At 47.8% G+C, this 17,889-nt stretch carries 17 protein-coding genes; 9 read left to right on the top strand and 8 right to left on the bottom strand.

The features are described from left to right. Window positions 1–18: 18 nt before the first annotated feature. A complete protein-coding gene (locus MKR94_RS00770) occupies window positions 19–1,623 on the bottom strand; it encodes a peptide ABC transporter substrate-binding protein (RefSeq protein WP_241645010.1) in 1,605 nt (534 codons plus the stop codon). A gap of 161 nt (window positions 1,624–1,784) precedes the next feature. On the opposite strand from MKR94_RS00770, the gene tpx reads away from it, so the two are divergent. After that, window positions 1,785–2,288 (top strand): thiol peroxidase, encoded by a 504-nt coding sequence (gene tpx / locus MKR94_RS00765; RefSeq protein ID WP_241645009.1) that lies wholly within the window; start codon window positions 1,785–1,787, stop codon window positions 2,286–2,288. A 38-nt stretch (window positions 2,289–2,326) separates the two neighbouring features. Here the strand turns inward: tpx and tyrR are convergent, their stop codons facing one another. The 7 genes from tyrR to pspA all read right to left on the bottom strand — a co-directional run bounded on the left by tyrR (window position 2,327) and on the right by pspA (window position 8,008). Beyond that, the gene (gene tyrR, locus MKR94_RS00760) at window positions 2,327–3,889 is read right to left on the bottom strand and encodes a transcriptional regulator TyrR (protein WP_241645008.1); all 1,563 of its coding nucleotides are present in this window, start codon (window positions 3,887–3,889) and stop codon (window positions 2,327–2,329) included. 101 nt (window positions 3,890–3,990) lie between these two features. Then, a complete protein-coding gene (locus tag MKR94_RS00755; RefSeq protein ID WP_241645007.1) occupies window positions 3,991–5,061 on the bottom strand; it encodes a YcjF family protein in 1,071 nt (356 codons plus the stop codon). Next, entirely contained in the window at window positions 5,058–6,449 is a 1,392-nt protein-coding gene (locus MKR94_RS00750) for a YcjX family GTP-binding protein (protein WP_241645006.1), read from the bottom strand. Before MKR94_RS00750 ends, MKR94_RS00755 begins: the two co-directional genes overlap by 4 nt. Next, window positions 6,430–6,681, bottom strand: coding sequence for a phage shock protein PspD (gene pspD / locus MKR94_RS00745; RefSeq protein ID WP_422047188.1), 252 nt, complete (start codon window positions 6,679–6,681; stop codon window positions 6,430–6,432). The genes MKR94_RS00750 and pspD overlap by 20 nt, the downstream gene beginning before the upstream one ends. Window positions 6,682–6,720: 39 nt before the next feature. Further along, window positions 6,721–7,083: an envelope stress response membrane protein PspC gene (gene pspC, locus MKR94_RS00740; RefSeq protein WP_048912167.1), complete on the bottom strand. Its 363-nt coding sequence runs from the start codon at window positions 7,081–7,083 to the stop codon at window positions 6,721–6,723. Beyond that, window positions 7,080–7,307 (bottom strand): envelope stress response membrane protein PspB, encoded by a 228-nt coding sequence (gene pspB / locus MKR94_RS00735; protein ID WP_241645005.1) that lies wholly within the window; start codon window positions 7,305–7,307, stop codon window positions 7,080–7,082. Before pspB ends, pspC begins: the two co-directional genes overlap by 4 nt. 35 nt (window positions 7,308–7,342) lie before the next feature. Further along, window positions 7,343–8,008 (bottom strand): phage shock protein PspA, encoded by a 666-nt coding sequence (gene pspA, locus MKR94_RS00730; protein WP_241645004.1) that lies wholly within the window; start codon window positions 8,006–8,008, stop codon window positions 7,343–7,345. Window positions 8,009–8,168: 160 nt separating this feature from the next. Between pspA and pspF the strand changes: the two genes are divergently transcribed. The 8 genes from pspF (at window position 8,169) to MKR94_RS00690 (ending at window position 17,651) form a co-directional block, all read left to right on the top strand. Then, window positions 8,169–9,134, top strand: coding sequence for a phage shock protein operon transcriptional activator (gene pspF / locus MKR94_RS00725; protein WP_241645003.1), 966 nt, complete (start codon window positions 8,169–8,171; stop codon window positions 9,132–9,134). 249 nt (window positions 9,135–9,383) lie between these two features. After that, a complete protein-coding gene (gene sapA, locus MKR94_RS00720; RefSeq protein ID WP_241645002.1) occupies window positions 9,384–11,012 on the top strand; it encodes an ABC transporter substrate-binding protein SapA in 1,629 nt (542 codons plus the stop codon). Then, entirely contained in the window at window positions 11,009–11,974 is a 966-nt protein-coding gene (sapB, locus tag MKR94_RS00715) for a putrescine export ABC transporter permease SapB (protein ID WP_241645001.1), read from the top strand. Before sapA ends, sapB begins: the two co-directional genes overlap by 4 nt. Then, on the top strand, window positions 11,961–12,851 hold the full coding sequence (sapC, locus tag MKR94_RS00710; RefSeq protein ID WP_241645000.1) for a putrescine export ABC transporter permease SapC: 891 nt from the start codon (window positions 11,961–11,963) through the stop codon (window positions 12,849–12,851). The genes sapB and sapC overlap by 14 nt, the downstream gene beginning before the upstream one ends. Further along, window positions 12,852–13,844, top strand: a complete 993-nt coding sequence (sapD, locus tag MKR94_RS00705) for a putrescine export ABC transporter ATP-binding protein SapD (protein WP_241644999.1) — start codon at window positions 12,852–12,854, stop codon at window positions 13,842–13,844. A 2-nt stretch (window positions 13,845–13,846) separates the two neighbouring features. Continuing rightward, window positions 13,847–14,650, top strand: coding sequence for a putrescine export ABC transporter ATP-binding protein SapF (gene sapF, locus MKR94_RS00700; protein WP_241644998.1), 804 nt, complete (start codon window positions 13,847–13,849; stop codon window positions 14,648–14,650). Between the two features lie 131 nt (window positions 14,651–14,781). Next, window positions 14,782–15,570 (top strand): enoyl-ACP reductase FabI, encoded by a 789-nt coding sequence (gene fabI / locus MKR94_RS00695; protein ID WP_241617117.1) that lies wholly within the window; start codon window positions 14,782–14,784, stop codon window positions 15,568–15,570. Between the two features lie 146 nt (window positions 15,571–15,716). After that, a complete protein-coding gene (locus MKR94_RS00690; RefSeq protein WP_241644997.1) occupies window positions 15,717–17,651 on the top strand; it encodes an exoribonuclease II in 1,935 nt (644 codons plus the stop codon). Window positions 17,652–17,889: the final 238 nt, after the last annotated feature.

Raw genomic sequence — 17,889 nt, 5'->3', positions numbered from 1 at the left:
TTAATACGTAAAATTTCATTAATGCTTTTCGATACTCAGCTGGCGACTGTAGACAACGTCTTCGGGATTAGTGATCGGATAACCTTTTACCCAAGGTTTAATTAATCGCCCATTGGTATATTGATAAATCGGGGCAATAGGCGCGTCGTCAGCGATCATCTGTTCTGCCATTGCGTAAATTTTTTCTCGAGCCCCCGAAGTGGTTGCCATGCTAGCCTTGTCCAGTAACGTATCGTAACGGCTGTTTGTATAGCGTGAGATATTACCGGTATGGTATGAAGTCAATAATGAAAGGAAAGTCGAGGGTTCATTATAATCCCCCACCCATGAGGCGCGGATCACATCGAATTTCCCCTGCTTACGGCTATCGATATAGGTTTTCCACTCTTGATTCACTAAGCTAACCTGCGCACCCAGATTTTTTTTCCACATCGATGCCACGGCGATGGCAATCTGTTTATTACTATCAGAAGTGTTGTACAGAATGCTGAGTTTTAGCGGGTGAGTTGGCCCATAACCCGCGGCGTCTAGGAGTAACTTAGCTTGTCGATTGCGTTCGTCTTGGCTGAGTTGTTGATACGCTAAGGTTGGCGGGGTGAAGCCTTGTGTAATATCTGGGGTAAGATGCCATGCTGCCTTCTCACCGGTGCCTAAAATTTTCTCTGCAATAATTTGCCGATCAATACTCCATGACAGTGCTTTTCTGACATTAACATTGGCCGTGGGCCCCTGTTGCGTATTGAACGCATAATAGTAAGTGCCCAGTTGTGCTGGAGTATACACTTCCCCTGGTAGCGCGCGCTTCAGGCTTTGATAGCGATTTTTTGGGAAAGACTCCGTCACATCAATATTGTTCGCTTGATACCAATGGGTCGCCGTGACGGAATCGCTGAGCGGGACAAAGGTTACCTTATCCAGTGTCGAGTGAACATTATCCCAATAGTGAGGATTTCGTGTCAGCACCACACGTTCATTCACGATATGCTTGTCCAGTTTATACGCCCCATTTCCGACAAGATTGCCCGGTAAAGTCCACTGATTACCATATTGCGCGATAATTTTATACGGTACCGGATAGAGCGGGAAACTACTGGTTAATGCTGGAAACCACGCTACAGGATGCTCCAGCGTGACCTTGAGGTGGTAGTCATCGGTCGCCACTATCCCTAAACGTGTCACCGGCATCTTCCCCGCCGTGATTGCGGCAGCATTCTGGATGGCCGCTAGTGCAGGAAACCAAGCATAAGGGGAGCTGGTACGAGGATCGACCATCCGCTGCCAGCTGTAGACAAAATCCTTTGCTGTCACAGCATCGCCATTAGACCACTTAGCATCTTTACGCAGCGTGAAGAGCCATACCTTTTGGTCGCTACTTTGCCAACTCTGTGCGACACCAGGTACTGCACGTCCTTGCGGGTCTTGATTGGTTAAACCTTCGAATAAGTCACGGAGGATTGGTATCTCAGGCAGTCCCACCGCTTGTGCCGGATCGAGAGAGGCTGGCTCATCTTTAATCTGACGTACGATCTCTTGGTGGGGGGCTAAGTCAGCGTTGACTGCCCCACTCAACAGTAGACAGAGCGGGACTACACAGGCGATAGTAATACTCGATTGATGGCGCATAGGCAATATTCCTTTACCTCGGTGAACTCACAGTCAGGGTCCAATACAGGGATTCTTATTTCAGCTCTCGATTAAACCGCAAAAGTATGTCATAAAAGTAAGGTTAACTCATTAAAGTTCCTACTAAATAGGGACAACCCCACTAATTTAAGGACGTTATAATGTCGCAAACTGTTACGCTTAAAGGTTCATCGATTGCTGTCGCAGGCCAATTCCCAACAGCCGGTAGCAAAGCCCCCGCACTGACGCTGACCAATAAAGATCTCGCGGATGTCGGCTTAAGTGCCTACGAAGGTCAACGCAAAGTACTGAATATTTTTCCAAGTGTTGATACTGGTGTGTGTGCCGCTTCTGTTCGTAAATTTAACCAATTAGCATCGGAATTATCAAACACCGTGGTACTTTGCATCTCGGCAGATTTACCTTTCGCACAATCTCGCTTCTGCGCCGCAGACGGACTAGATAACGTTGCATCGTTATCTTCTTTCCGTCATCCAGAATTCAAAGCTGCGTGGGGTGTGGATATTCAAGAAGGTCCTCTTGCTGGCCTAACCGCGCGAGCAGTAGTGGTATTAAATGAAAAAGATGAAGTGATTTATAGCGAATTGGTTGCTGAAATTGCTCAAGAACCCGATTATGAGGCTGCGTTAAGCAGCTTGAAATAATCTTTCAGGCCAAGCAACCCTAGCTTGGCCTATTTAGTCTACCGCTCGTTCAACGCTTTAGTTTCGCTACTCTTCTGCCCGATACCATATTCTCGCAACTTATTTGCAATGGCCGTGTGCGACACGCCTAAGCGCTTCGCTAACTTTCGCGTACTCGGATAGCTGGCATAGAGCGTAGTCAACACTGAGCGCTCAAATCGGCCATTGATTTCATCAAGGGTTCCTTCTAGCTGCAACACATCGACGTCTTCATCCGTCGTATAGCTAGGGAGATTCACATCCTGAGGACGTAACTCGTCACCTTCAAATTGCGTCATCGCTGCAAACAGGCAGTTTTTAAGCTGGCGGATATTTCCCGGCCAGTGATAGCGAGAAAGATGCGTTGCCAGTGACGGAGCCAGTTTCGGTACCGCAATCCCCTGCTCATGGGCAAAACGTGCCACAAAGAAACTGGCGAGGGCCATCAGATCTTGCGGATGCTCGCGCAACGCTGGGAGTTGCAAAGATAAGACGTTTAAGCGATAGAAGAGATCTTCACGGAATCTGCCGAGGTCGACCAGTTCTTGCAGATTTTTTTGGGTTGCACAAATCACACGGACATCCACGTGTACCTCGTGCGCATCCCCTACGCGTCGGAAGGTCCCATCATTTAAAAAACGTAATAATTTGGTTTGCAGGCTCGGTGACATCTCGCCGATTTCATCAAGAAATACCGTCCCCCCTGCCGCTTGTTCGAAAAAGCCTTTTTGGCTTTCAAGCGCATTGGGATAGGCCCCAGCAGCATGACCAAATAGCTCACTTTCTGCAACGTCATCCGGTATCGAGCCACAGTTTAAGGCTAAGAACGGCTGGCTGTGACGTGGACTCAGTTGGTGACAGGCACGCGCAATAATATCTTTACCGGTACCGGTTTCGCCAATAATCAATAAAGGCGCATCATGCAACGCAAGTTTCTTCGCTTGCTGCACCACTTGGCGCATCTTTGGACTGTCTGCAATGATATGATTAAACGCCCCTTCGCTATCGAGATCACTAAGGGTGATGGCTCTGCCTAGTTTTGTGGCAGCGTTGAGTAGGATTAAGGTACCGGTTTGCTGATCCTGAGCGCTATCATCATCTGGCAAGAAAAGTGGACAGACTTCAGCCAGAAAATCACGTCCCTGCAGCGTAAGCGGAACGGATTTTGGGCTCTGAGTATGCGGCAATTCAAGCCCCGGGATTAGGCTCGTCAGCGAGTGAACCGGGGCGTGCGGATTAAGCGCAAATAGCTGTTGAGCAGCATGGTTAGTGAGATCCACGCGCCCTTTACTGTCCGTACAAAGTATAGGATCTGGCAAGCTGTTGACTAATGCATGTAACGTGCGCTTTGCCTGTTCAGAAGGCATATAGGTCACTCGGCGAACATCGCTGACGCCCGGTGTTCTTCGTATTTCAGCCATAAGGCCGCTGAAGTCATCAAAATCCACCGAACTAAAGCGCAAATAGACCGTATAGTGTTCACCGATCTCAATACCATACAGATCAATATTGCGTTTAACCAATAAATTTAAAAGTTCGTGCACCAATCCTTGACGATCTTGGCATTGTACTTCTAAGCGCATGACAACTCTCCCCGACAGCGTAATCCTTTAAGTATACGCTAGGACTCATTAAAGCAGAATATTTCTGTCAGGAAAAGTTGACACTTTTGCGCATAATGGTACTAAGACGGTTGAGTCGGTTTACGTCGACGAAATTTTTCACCGAGATCGGCGATTAATCCACGGCGGAAGTCACTCACCTTCGGCGCCTCTCCTTCTGGCCACGGAATGGGGCGACAGAGCGACATGGTTTTTATCCCTAAGCGTGCGGTCAGTAATCCAATACCGACACCCTGCGCAACGCGTCCCGAAAGACGTGCAGCCAGATCTTGTGAAAGCCAATCGAGACTGCTCTCTTGCACCCACTCCGTGGCTCCCGCGATAGCCATATTGACTAACAACGCTCGCAGTAACTTTATCCGCCCAAAATAACCAGGTTCAACCTGATAGAGATGAGCAATTTGACTAATCATTCGCAGGCTGCGCCAAGCCACCAACCCCATATCCACTAACGCATAAGGGCTTGTGGCAATCATGATGGCTGACTGCGTAGCCGTTTGCCGAATTAAACGGCGCGCCTGGTTATCGAAAGTTGGTTGGATAAGCGTCGAATAGAGGGTGATGACCTCTTTATCGTTCAGTGAGGGATCTAACGCCGCCCGCCACTGCATCACCGCTGGGTGCTCAACCGGTAACCCGGCATTCTTAATTAAGGACTCGCAGAACGCGACAGCGTGTTGATGACTATGGCTTGATAATAGTGTCTGTGCTTGCTGATGGATATGCATCTGCTTTTTTAAACGCCGCAGTCGGCCGATTTCAGCTAGCAGCGCACTCAATCCCGCACAGACGATCATCACTCCCGCGGTTGCCATGCCAAGGGTAAACCACTGCTTGTCATGCCACGCGGTAATGATCGATTCAACCAACTGCGCCATACCGCTGACCAACAGAATAACCATCCCAAATAGCAATAGGCGCGCCCAGACAGGGAATCTCGGACGTAAGCTCTGTTCTAAGCTAATCTCATCGACTTGGTTTACATCCTCCTCTGCAGTGTCAAATTCTTGCGCAATGAAATGCTGCTCTGCATGCGCTTCATCGAAGTGATGAGAGGTTTTAATCTTCTCTGCGTTCGGCTCCACTGGCGTGTCAGCAAAATCGATACGAGGCCTAACCTCCTTGCCCGTCATGTCAGTTTGTCTCCCAATAAAAAATCTAACGCATTATCCATCCGCAAATGGGGTAATGGCTTGTCTGCATCCATCTCTAAGGGCGTGAAGTTTTCGAATCTAAAGCCCTGCTGTTGCCAAAATGACGCGTTAGGCAGCTGAGTGGGCACTTCACCTGGATAAAGCGAGACCGGTTGATAGTCAGGTAAGCGTCGCCCCCGTAATGCAGGTACCTGTTGATGCTGATGTTCAATGACCCCTGGAATAGTGGCTTGAATTGAACTCAAGGCTAAGCACTCAATTTTTACCCCTTCAAATGCTGCATTCTGCCAAGCGGCTTGGGTCACCTGACGCAGCAGAGAGACCATATTGGTATGTTGATCGCTGGTGACATGATCTGCTTTAGTCGCCGCAAACAGCAGTTTGTCGATTACCGGAGAAAACAGTCGGCGGATTAAGGAGCGTTGACCATAATGAAAGCTCTGCATCAGTTGTGTGAGCGCTAAGCGCATATCGTTGAAGGCGTTAGCCCCACGATTTAGCGGCTGTAAGCAGTCCACTAACACAATTTGGCGATCAAATTTCACGAAGTACTCTTTGTAAAATTTCTTCACTACATGTTGGCAGTAAAAATCATAGCGCTGTTTTAGCGTCGAAAAGGTTGAAGCAGTACGGTTCTCGGTATGTTCAGCAGGAAGTTCGTCAAATGGCCATGGGAAAAATTGTAGTGCTGGCGCCCCCGCCATCTCTCCGGGTAATATGAAACGGCCTGGCTGTATAAAATGGTAACCTTCAGCTTTACATCGGTGAAGGTAATCTGTCCAACGTTGGGAAATTTCTGCCAACAATAATTCATCAACTGGCGCCTGAGGATCCAAGTCAGCACAAGCTGCCTGCCAAGTCGATGCCCACTCTGCACGCTGCCCCGTGAGCAGTTCGCGCATTTGCGCAGACCACTGTGAATAGCTTTGCCCCAGCATCGGTAGGTCGAGCAGCCATTCACCGGGATAATCGATAATTTCAAGGCGCAGTGAGGAGGTCTCTTTAAGATAACGCTTTAGCGCATGCTGAGTTCGGTAGCGAATGACCAACTCGATTTTACTCACTCCCTGCGTGGGGGTGGGCCAACTAGCAGGATGGCCATAAAGCTGGGTAATCCCCCGGTCGTAGCTAAAGCTCGGCGTAGCAAGGTCGCGTTGAGGAACCCGTTTGACCCCGATAATCCGCCCCTCACGCAGTGGGGTGAAGAGCGGTAAGCGCGCACCATGGTGAGTAGAGAGTAACTGATTAACCAGCGACGTAATAAAGGCCGTTTTGCCACTGCGGCTTAGCCCTGTCACGGCGAGACAGAGATGCTGGTCCATGCTGCGTTGTACCCAAGACATCACCTCATTTTGAAGTTTTTTCATGCTGCTCTTTCAGTAGTTTAGCAGAAATTTTTTTCATCACTTTACTTAAGACTGGCTCAAGCACCATTCCAAGAAACAGTCTTACGGGTTTCTTACTGACGGATTTGACCGCCCAGCCCGCGACGCCCGCCGGACCAAAAGTTACCGCGTTGATGAGTACAAATTTACCCACTGATTTTAAGGCAGGCTTAACCTGCCGTTTTGCTGAGTCTTTCCATTGCTTATTCATCATACCCTCACTTTATAATCCGTTTATCTTGAAACAGATGACTTAAAGCTTGCGAAATCGGCTGCGCACCGAGAAAGTTTCAGACGTCACATAGCCTTCCATCTTGCGTAACCGTTGTTCACTCTCTTTCAACGTTTGATCGGCTTGACTCAATACCTCATCTATAGAAAGTGTAGCGGGTTCTGCCGATGAACCACGCGGTTTTTTGTCTAAAATGAAGCCCAACGCAACATAGAGCAATAGTGTGACAAAGAATAAACCGAAGGTTGAGAGCACAGCGATAATCCGTACGAGATTAACAGGTAGCCCACTGTAATCCGCTATTCCTGCGCAGACACCTAAAATCTTACCTTCTTCACTATTACGATAAAGGGGCTTATCACTGATAAAGGGAAGTTTGATCATGATTGTCTCCACTCTGGGTTTTCAGCATCCAGTATCGCTTCCAAAGCGTGAATACGATCCTGCATACGATCGGCGTCTCTCTTGAGCTGTTCGATCTGTGCGATTTCTTTAACAGAGAGCTTATTAGAGAGTTTGCCCTTATTGTTATAGTGTAGCCACAGCCATAGGGGCGCGATAAACACGATAAACAGCGTTAAGGGTACACTAAGTAAAAATCCGCTCATCAACACTCCTTATTAGTCGATTACAGTAGGCTGTATTATTCAGGCTTAGCAACTTGTTGGCGAATTTTAGCAAGCTGCTGACTGATCTCATCATCGGCACTGAGTTCAGAAAATTGCTGATCTAGGCTAGCAGTATTGGCCGACTTTAACACTTCAGCTTCAGCTTCCATGTGATCGATGCGACGTTCAAACGATTCGAAACGCGCCAGATTTTTCTCGATTTTACCGCTATCAATATGTTGACGAATTTGGCGACTGGTCGAGGCCGTTTGATAACGTAGCGATAGCGCCTTCTGACGAGCACGCGTTTCAGTCAACTTGGTTTCGAGTTCAGCAGTTTCATGCTTCATCTTACTAAGATTCTCATCGAGAATGACTGCATCTGCTTGTAATTTGTCGGCCAACTGCGTCAATTTTTGTTTTTCAATGAGCGCTGCGCGAGCGAGTTCTTCTTTATCTTTACGCACCGCTAATTCAGCTTTTTGCTGCCACTCTTCAGATTGGACAGCAGCTGAATCAATGCGACGTTGTAACAGTTTCTTTTCTGCTAGCGCCTTGGCGGAATGCGTTCGTACTTCAACCAGCGTATCTTCCATCTCTTGAATCATCAAACGCACCATTTTTTGAGGATCTTCAGCCTTTTCGAGTAACGTGTTGATGTTTGAATTAATGATGTCAGTAAACCGTGAAAAAATGCCCATAACAAAGTCCTCTTATGATAATTGGGATAATCACCTCTCGTTTAGCAAATCCCATGCCAATATTTAAATTATTGATTTATATTGATTTTATCGATTATACATTTGAGTATTTTCAGCTAAAATGGTTAAATTAACCAACATCTGGCGAAAAAAACTAACTATGAACAGTGATAGCGTGCTCGGTGAATCCGAGAATTTCCTTAATATGCTTGAACACGTTTCGACACTGGCTCCACTGAATAAACCCGTTATTATCCAAGGTGAACGCGGAAGTGGTAAAGAGCTAGTGGCGCAACGACTCCATTTCCTCTCTACTCGCTGGCAGGAAAATTTTATTACGCTGAACTGTGCGGCGTTAAATGAAAATCTCTTAGACTCCGAGCTATTCGGCCACGAAACGGGGGCATTTACGGGGGCACAAAAGCGCCACCAAGGCCGCTTTGAACGCGCGCACCAAGGCACACTCTTTTTAGATGAAATCGGCAATGCACCTTTGGTTGTTCAGGAAAAATTATTACGTGCGATTGAATATGGAGAGATTGAACGGATTGGGGGCTCGACCACCCTGACAGTAGATGTTCGCGTAATTTGCGCTTCACACGAAGATCTCCCCGCCCGTGTGGCAGCAGGTAAATTTAGGGCAGACCTCCTCGATCGTCTTGCCTTTGACGTGATTTACGTACCGCCGTTACGGGAACGCCAAGCAGATATCTTGCCTTTAGCTAACCATTTTGCCATGCAGATGTGTCGCGAGCTCAGTAGACCCTATTTTGCGGGGTTCACTCATTTTGCAGAACAACAACTGCTGAACGCCGCGTGGCCAGGTAATGTGCGGGAGCTTAAGAATGTAGTTGAACGGTCGATCTATCGTTCAACACAAGTAGACACTCCCCTTAATGAAGTGATCCTGAGCCCATTCCATACGCCTTCTAGCAAACCCGTCCTTGAAGATTCTCACTCGGCACGCTTAGCTCTGCCAATCAATTTACGTGAGTGGCAACATCAGCAAGAAGCCGACTTTGTGAAAGCGAGTTTGCAACAGTTTTCGCAACACACGCTTGCCGCTAAAGCTTTAGGGCTGACCTATCATCAATTTAGAGCGTTGTTAAAGAAACACGGAATTTAGCTCGAGTGCCATACGCTGGATAAAAAAAAGCCCGCGGTCAGCGGGCAAAAATACTAGAAGCAATGTGAGCAATGTCGTATCTGATAACCTGTCATCATCAGATGACTTGATAGTAATCATTATCATTAGCATTTGCAAATGTTTCTCATTCTTTTTTAAAAAACTTCCGTTGTCTCATTATTGCCCTGTGATTGGTTTTAGTGGTGGCTTAGGGTAAAATTAGCGAATGGTTCATTAATTTAGTCCCCTATGACGAAAATGTTACGAGCTTTGCTCGCCAGTTTTGGTGTGCTATGCGCAACCCCTGCCCTATGCACCGCCTCCCCGACGCACAATACTGGTATCGTGTATTGTGTGAATGGCGAGGTGAATACGTTTAATCCTCAACTTGCGAGTGGCGCTGTGGTGATCGATACGCTCTCCGCTCAGCTCTACGACCGACTGTTAGAGGTGGATCCTTATACCTTCCGCCTTATTCCAGCCCTTGCCGAACGCTGGGAAGTCAAAGATGATGGTGCCACCTTTATCTTTCATCTCCGATCCGATGTCTCTTTCCAGCATACGCCATGGTTTACACCAAGCCGGAAAATGAATGCAGAGGATGTGGTGTTCAGCTTTGCGCGAATGTTCGATAAGCATCATCCTTGGCACCAGGTCAATGGCGGTCATTATCCCTATTTTGATAGTCTACAATTTGCTGACAGTGTTCAATCGGTTAAAGAATTAGATAGCCATACCGTCGAGATTAAACTCGTCCACCCAGATGCTAGCTTCTTATGGCATATGGCGACCCATTATGCGGCCATTCTTTCTGCGGAATATGCTCATCAGCTAAGCCAAGCGCATCAGAAAGAAATGCTCGATCGCCAACCTGTCGGTACCGGCCCCTACCAATTAAGCGAATATCGCAGCGGCCAATTTATCCGTTTACAACGCAATCCGTTTTATTGGAAAGGCGTACCCCGCTTACGTCAGGTAGTGGTTGACTTAGGCGCAGGAGGCACTGGGCGTCTCTCGAAACTGTTAACCGGCGAATGTGACGTTCTGGCTTATCCCGCCGCCAGCCAACTGACTATATTACGCGACGATCCCCGTTTACGGATGACCCTGCGCCCTGGAATGAATATGGCTTTTTTAGCCTTTAACACTCGGCGCCCGCCTCTCGATAACGTAAATGTTCGGCGCGCACTATCTCTCGCCATTAATAACGAGCGCTTAATGGCGTCAATCTATTACGGGACTGCGGAAACAGCGGCATCAGTGCTTCCGAGAGCGTCTTGGGCTTACGATAACGAGTCGACCGTGACAGAATATGCCCCTGATAAAGCCAAGCAGCTGCTCAAGCAGATGCATATCAGCGACCTACACTTAAAGATGTTAGTGCCCGTTGCGTCAGAGCCATGGAATCCTAGCCAATTGAAAACGGCAGAGCTGATTCAAGCTGATTTGGCGCGAATTGGTGTACATGTCGAGATTCAACCTGTTGAAGGACGCTTTCAAGAGAACCAGCTAATGGCGATGAATCATGATTTAACGCTCGGCGGCTGGAGTACTGATAGCAACGATCCAGATAGCTTCTTCCGCCCTATGCTAAGTTGTGCTGGGATTAACTCTGGTACTAATTATGCCCACTGGTGTAATGAGCAGTTTGACGACACCTTACATCTCGCCCTGCTGTCACAGCAGCTATCAGGCCGCATCGATTATTATCGCCAAGCGCAACAAATTTTAGCGCAACAGCTTCCGATTCTGCCACTTGCCTCGTCTTTACGATTACAAGCTTATCGTTACGACATTAAAGGACTTGTGCTCAGTCCATTTGGAAATAGTTCCTTTGCGGGTGTCTACCGTGATACGACACAAGGGGTGACGCCATGAGCCTCTACATTGCTCGACGCCTATGTTTATTACTTGTCACCTTGGTACTGCTTTCGTGGGTGAGTTTCAGTCTTTGCTACTATACCCCGCATGCCCCCTTACAGGGAGCGAAGGTGAGTGACGCGTATTTTTTCTGGCTACAAGGTATGCTGCACTTCGACTTTGGGGTCTCCAGCATTAATGGCCAGCCGGTTAGCGAGCAGCTGCTGGAAGTTTTTCCTGCTACCCTCGAACTCTGTTTATTGGCCGCGATACTGGCTACATTGGTCGGATTACCTTTAGGAATTATTGCGGCGATCCACCGCTATAAATGGCAAGATAAACTGATCAGTGGTTTTGCCTTAGTCGGATTTTCTCTGCCGGTCTTCTGGCTTGCCCTACTGTTAACCATGCTCTTCTCGCTCTCTCTCGGCTGGTTTCCTGTGTCAGGTCGTATCAATCTGCTCTATCCCGCACCGGCGATTACCGGCTCAGCCTTAGTCGATGCGTGGCTCTCCCATTCGCCTTTACGCCATGAGATGTTATTAAGCGTTTTACGCCATCTCGTCTTACCGGTGGTAACGCTATCGATCGTACCGATGACAGAGCTCATACGATTAATGCGAGACAGTACGTTAGATATTATTAATCAGGGCTATATTAAAGCGGCTATCATTCGTGGCTTATCCCGCTTCACAGTAGTACGTCGCCATGTAATTCATAACGCACTACCTCCTATCGTTCCGCATTTAGGGTTACAGTTTTCAACCTTACTGACCTTGGCAATGATCACTGAAGCAGTGTTTAACTGGCCAGGAATTGGACGTTGGTTGATCATAGCCGTGCGACAAGCTGACTATAATGCTATCTCGGCTGGGGTTATGACCTTAGGGACCTTAGTGATTTTCATCAATATGTTGGCCGATATCTTCGGCGCCATTATCGACCCACTTAAACATAAGGAATGGTATGCCAATCGATAAGATTTATCAGGAAGAGAAGCTTCCTGGCGCATTTCGACGAGCATGGCATTTTTTCTATCGCGATACTTCAGCGATGATCGGTTTCTATGGGACCTGCGCCCTGCTTTTGCTCTGTATCTTTGGTCAATTACTGGCTCCCTATGGGCTCGATCAACAGTTTATCAGCTACCAGTTATTACCCCCGTCATGGTCCCGGTATGGCGATGTTTCGTTTTTTTTAGGCACCGATGATCTTGGCCGTGATTTACTAAGTCGTTTATTAGCTGGGGCGTTGCCTACCGTTGGCGGTGCGCTAGTGGCGACCATTTTTGCTGCGGCCTGTGCCTTTTTACTCGGTATTCTGGCGGGAATGACTCGGGGATTACGCTCAGCCACCATTAATCACTTCTTAGATATTGCATTATCGCTTCCCTCGCTATTACTCGCGATTATCGTGGTAGCATTCCTCGGCCCGAGCCTCGGCCACGCGATGCTGGCAGTATGGATTGCCCTTACCCCTAGAATGATCCGTACCCTCTACCTAGCCATTCGCGAAGAGATGAACGAAGCGTATGTCGTGGCGGCAAAAATGGATGGTGCGGGTCCCTTTTTACTGTTGAAAGGGACCATTTTGCCAAATATTTTACCGGTATTAGTCAGTGACGTCACGCGGTGCCTTTCGATCGCTCTGTTTGATATTTCAGCATTGGGCTTTCTAGGATTAGGGGCTAGGTTGCCTTCAGCCGAATGGGGCACCATCCTAGGGGACTCACTAGAGTTAATCTATGTCGCCCCTTGGACGGTCATGTTACCCGGTGCGGCAATTATGGGCGCAATTCTACTGATTAATCTGTTCGGTGAAGGCGTACGCCGCGCTGTTGATGCAGGAGTGAAGTAGATGCCACTGCTCGATATTCGTAATTTAACCATTGAATTAGTAAACGATAATAAGCCGATTAGAGCGGTAGACCGCGTTAATCTATTGTTGAACGAAGGCGAAATTCTCGGATTGGTCGGGGAATCGGGGTCGGGGAAAAGCTTAGTCGCTAAAGCGATCTGTGGCGTAACCTCTGATAATTGGCGGATCACGGCCGATCGTATGCGTTTTGGTGATATCGACTTGCTTCGCCTATCCCCGCGGGAGCGCCGTAAGATCATTGGCCGTCATATCTCGATGATTTTCCAAGAACCGCAAGCCTGCCTTGATCCCTCTGCCTCGATTGGTCGTCAGTTAAAACAAGCCATACCTAGTGAAACGTTTAAAGGCCCTTGGTATAAACGCCTATTACCTTGGCGTAAAGAGCGCGTGATCGATATCCTGCACCGCGTGGGAATTCGTGACCACCGCGATATCATGCGCAGTTACCCTTATGCATTAACCGAAGGTGAATGTCAGAAGGTAATGATTGCTATCGCCTTGGCCAGCCAACCCAAACTGTTGATTGCCGATGAGCCCACAAATGCGATGGAGTCGACCACCCAAGACCAAATCTTCCGGCTATTGAGAAGATTGAATCAAAACAATAATACAACTGTGCTATTGATTAGCCATGACCTTCGTACGGTAAGCCAGTGGTCTAATCGTATCCAAGTACTGTATTGTGGGCAGACAGTGGAAACAGCGACGAGTAAAGAGTTGATTTCGACGCCTCACCATCCCTATACCCAAGCGTTGATGCGTGCCATGCCAGATTTTGGTCAGCCGCTTCCGCATAAAAGCCGCTTAAATACACTAAATGGGTCGATCCCCTCTCTGGAACATTTACCTCTGGGCTGCCGATTGGGCCCTCGATGCCCCTATGGACAACGGGAATGTATGGTTCGTCCCCCTCTAACCGGCACTAAGCATCATCAATATGCCTGCCATTTTCCGCTGAATATCGAGAGTTAGCCATGTTAGAAACCCTGTTAGAAGTTAGGAATCTGAGCAAAACTTTTCGATACAAGACCGGGCTGTTTCGCTCCCAACAAATCGATGCCGTGAAAAATGTGAGTTTCACGTTAAAGGAGCGACAAACCCTCGCCATTATTGGTGAAAATGGCTCCGGAAAATCAACGTTAGCTAAGATGCTAGCGGGAATTGTTGCCCCCACGTCGGGAGAGATGCTGATTAATAATCAACCTTTAGTCTATGGCGATTATCGTTTTCGCAGTCCGTTAATCCGAATGATCTTACAAGACCCTACCGCATCGTTAAATCCCCGCCATCGAATCAGTCAGATTCTTGACCTGCCCTTAAGGCTCAATAGCGAATTGACCGATGAGCTGCGTTATCAACATATCATCGCTACGCTCAAAAAAGTGGGATTACTGAAAGAGCATTCGGGGTTATATCCGCATATGTTAGCGCCAGGACAACGTCAGCGTCTTGCTCTCGCGCGGGCACTGATCTTACAGCCTAAGATCTTGATTGCTGATGAAGCCATGACCTCTTTGGATATGACGATGCGTTCGCAGTTAGTCAATTTGATGTTAGAGCTACAAGAGCGCGATGGGCTTTCTTATATCTATGTCACGCAACAAATAGGCATGATGAAACATGTCAGTGATTCACTTATCGTCATGCGTGAGGGAGAAGTGGTTGAACGCGGGGGCACTGCCGACGTATTAGCCTGTCCGCTTCATGATTTGACGCGAAAATTAATCAATAGCCATTTTGGTAGCGAACTGACGTCCGATGCATGGCGTAACGACTAGGTTATTCGGCGATAATTTCTCCACTGACCTCGCCAAATTAGCCTATAGAAGAAAAGTCGTGTTAGAATCGCGCCAACTTTTTTGCAGAGACCGATTCTGCTAACAATACTGATAGTTAAGGGACAAATATTATGGGTTTTCTTTCAGGTAAACGCATTCTTATCACAGGTGTAGCAAGTAAGTTATCTATCGCTTGGGGTATTGCACAAGCGATGCATAAACAAGGCGCTGAGCTAGCTTTCACCTACCAAAATGACAAGCTTAAAGGCCGAGTTGAAGAGTTCGCTAAAGAAGTCGGTTCTGATATCGTCCTGCCTTGCGATGTTGCTGAAGATGAAAGCATCAAGACACTGTTCGCGGAATTGGCAAAAACCTGGCCTAAGTTCGACGGTTTTGTCCACTCAATTGGTTTTGCCCCGGCAGATCAATTAGACGGTGACTATGTTAATGCTGTAACCCGTGAAGGATTCAAAATTGCACACGACATCAGCGCATACAGCTTCGTTGCGATGGCCAAAGAGTGCCGTGAAATGCTGAACCCTAACGCCGCGTTACTGACCCTCTCCTATTTAGGTGCTGAGCGTGCAATCCCTAACTACAACGTTATGGGCTTAGCAAAAGCCTCTTTAGAAGCTAACGTTCGTTACATGGCTAACGCGATGGGTCCTGATAGCGTGCGTGTCAATGCCGTCTCTGCAGGTCCAATTCGTACGCTTGCAGCCTCAGGCATCAAGGATTTCCGTAAGATGTTATCTCATTGCGAAGCGGTTACCCCAATTCGTCGTACCGTGACTATCGAAGATGTGGGTAACTCAGCTGCATTCTTATGTTCTGACTTAGCGGGTGGCATCACCGGTGAAGTGGTTCATGTCGACGGTGGTTTCAGCATCGCGGCAATGAACGAATTAGAACTTAAATAATATCATTAAGCAGGTACGCTTAGTACCTGCTTAATTCCTCCCGTCATTCCACTCCCACTCGCTAATTGCGCGATTAATGTCTTGCCGCAACCTATCGATTCGCGTAAAACTGGTTGCCGCCAATTAGCCACAGATGACTGAAAATTATGCTTCAAGATAATCCGCTGCTGGCGCAGCTTAAACAGACACTGCATGATCAGACTCCACGCGTTGAAGGTGTAGTCAAAGGAACCGATAAAGGGTTTGGTTTTTTAGAAGTTGAAGGCCAAAAAAGCTACTTTATTCCCCCGCCGCAAATGAAGAAAGTGATGCACGGCGATAAAATTAGCGCAGTGATCCAAACGAATAAAGATAAAGAAAGCGCCGAGCCAGAGAAACTGATTGAACCTTTCCTCAGTCGTTTCGTGGGAAGAGTACAGAAAAAAGATGATCGCTTATCGATTATCCCTGATCATCCTCTTTTGAAAGAGGCTATCCAATGCCGCCCTGCACGTGATGTAAAGCACGAATTCGTCGCTGGCGATTGGGCTGTTGCAGAAATGAAACGCCATCCGCTTAAAGGCGATCGTGGGTTCTATGCAGAATTGACAGAGTTCATTACCTTCGGAGACGATCACTTTGCTCCTTGGTGGGTGACACTGTCACGTCACAATTTAGGCCGCAGTGCACCCGAGGCAGAGCTGCCGGAGTTTCAGCCCGAAACGCTTGAGCGTCGTGACCTCACCGCACTAGATTTTGTAACGATTGATAGCGCCTCAACAGAGGATATGGATGACGCGTTATTCACTCAACAACTTGACGATGGAAATCTCTGTCTGACCGTGGCAATTGCCGACCCGACTGCTTGGGTTGCCCCTAACACACCTCTCGATGATAATGCAGCAGAAAGGGCGTTCACCAACTACCTGCCGGGCTTCAATATCCCCATGTTACCGCGTGAGCTTTCCGATGATTTGTGCTCATTACGTCCGAACGTAAAACGCCCTGTTTTAGCCTGTGATATCACCATCGATAGCGAAGGTGCCATCACCGGTACCCCTGAATTCTATGCTGCGTGGATAGAGTCGAAGGCAAAACTGGTCTACGATAACGTTTCAAATTGGCTAGAGAGCACGGGCGAATGGCAGCCAGAAAGTGATGCGATTGCACAGCAAATTACCCTATTACAACGCTTCTACAGCATTCGCCATCAATGGCGTAAGACTCATGCTCTCGTCTTCCGAGACCGCCCAGATTATCGCTTTGTATTAGGTGAAAAAGGCGAAGTACTGGAAATTATCACCGAGCAACGCCGCGTAGCCAATAAGATGATTGAAGAGGCAATGATCACCGCCAATATCGTCGCAGGAGAAGTTTTACGCGATCAGCTTGGTTTTGGTATCTACAACTTACATAGCGGCTTCGATGAACAGAATGCAGAGCAAGCTAGTGCGATTCTGGCTAACCATGGGATTAAGGTTGAGGCATCATCGATCGCGACACTTGATGGATTCAAGGTGTTACGTCGTCGTTTAGATGAAGAACCGACACAATACTTAGATAGCCGCATCCGTCGCTTCCAATCCTTTGCGGAGATTGGTACCGCGGCAGGCCCACACTTTGGGTTAGGATTAGATGCCTACGCAACCTGGACCTCACCGATTCGTAAGTATGGCGATATGGTCAACCATCGTCTTCTAAAGTCTATCATCTTGAAACAACAAGAGACTCAACCAGAAGAAGCCTTAACCTTACGTATGTCTGAACGACGTCGCCAACACCGTATGGCTGAACGCGATGTAGGGGATTGGCTCTACTCCCGCTACTTACAGCCTTTCGCAGGCACAGATCAGAAGTTCACGGCAGAAATCATCGATATCAGCCGTGGCGGGATGCGTATCCGTTTAGTTGATAACGGTGCTGTCGCCTTTATTCCTGCACCCTTTATTCACTCTGTACGTGATGAACTCGTCTGTAGCCAAGAATTGGGTACTGCGATGGTAAAAGGTGAAGAGCGTTATCGTGTCACGGATATCATTGAGGTGACCATTGCCGAAGTGAGAATGGAAACCCGTTCTGTCGTGGCGCGCCCAGTCGCTTAAGGGTTCAACCTACTTTCAAACCACCCTTATGGGTGGTTTTTTTTCGCTATGATAGCAGGGACGGAGATACCGACGTCCTAAAATTGCTGTTTTAATAGTGGATAATTGTAAAATACAGTCAACTTAATGCCATTTAAGAGAATTCACTTATATTAGAGAATTAACGCAAATTAAAATCCTTAATACTTGCTATTAACTCTCTTTACCAATAGTCAATTTAGTTGAATGGTTGTCTCTG

Origin of the sequence: Rosenbergiella metrosideri (assembly GCF_022602565.1) — a bacterium.
In the GTDB taxonomy this organism is placed as follows: Bacteria; Pseudomonadota; Gammaproteobacteria; order Enterobacterales; family Enterobacteriaceae; genus Rosenbergiella; species Rosenbergiella metrosideri.
The sequence above is the reverse complement of the archived record's forward strand: the minus strand, read 5'-3'. Positions and strand labels throughout refer to the sequence as shown.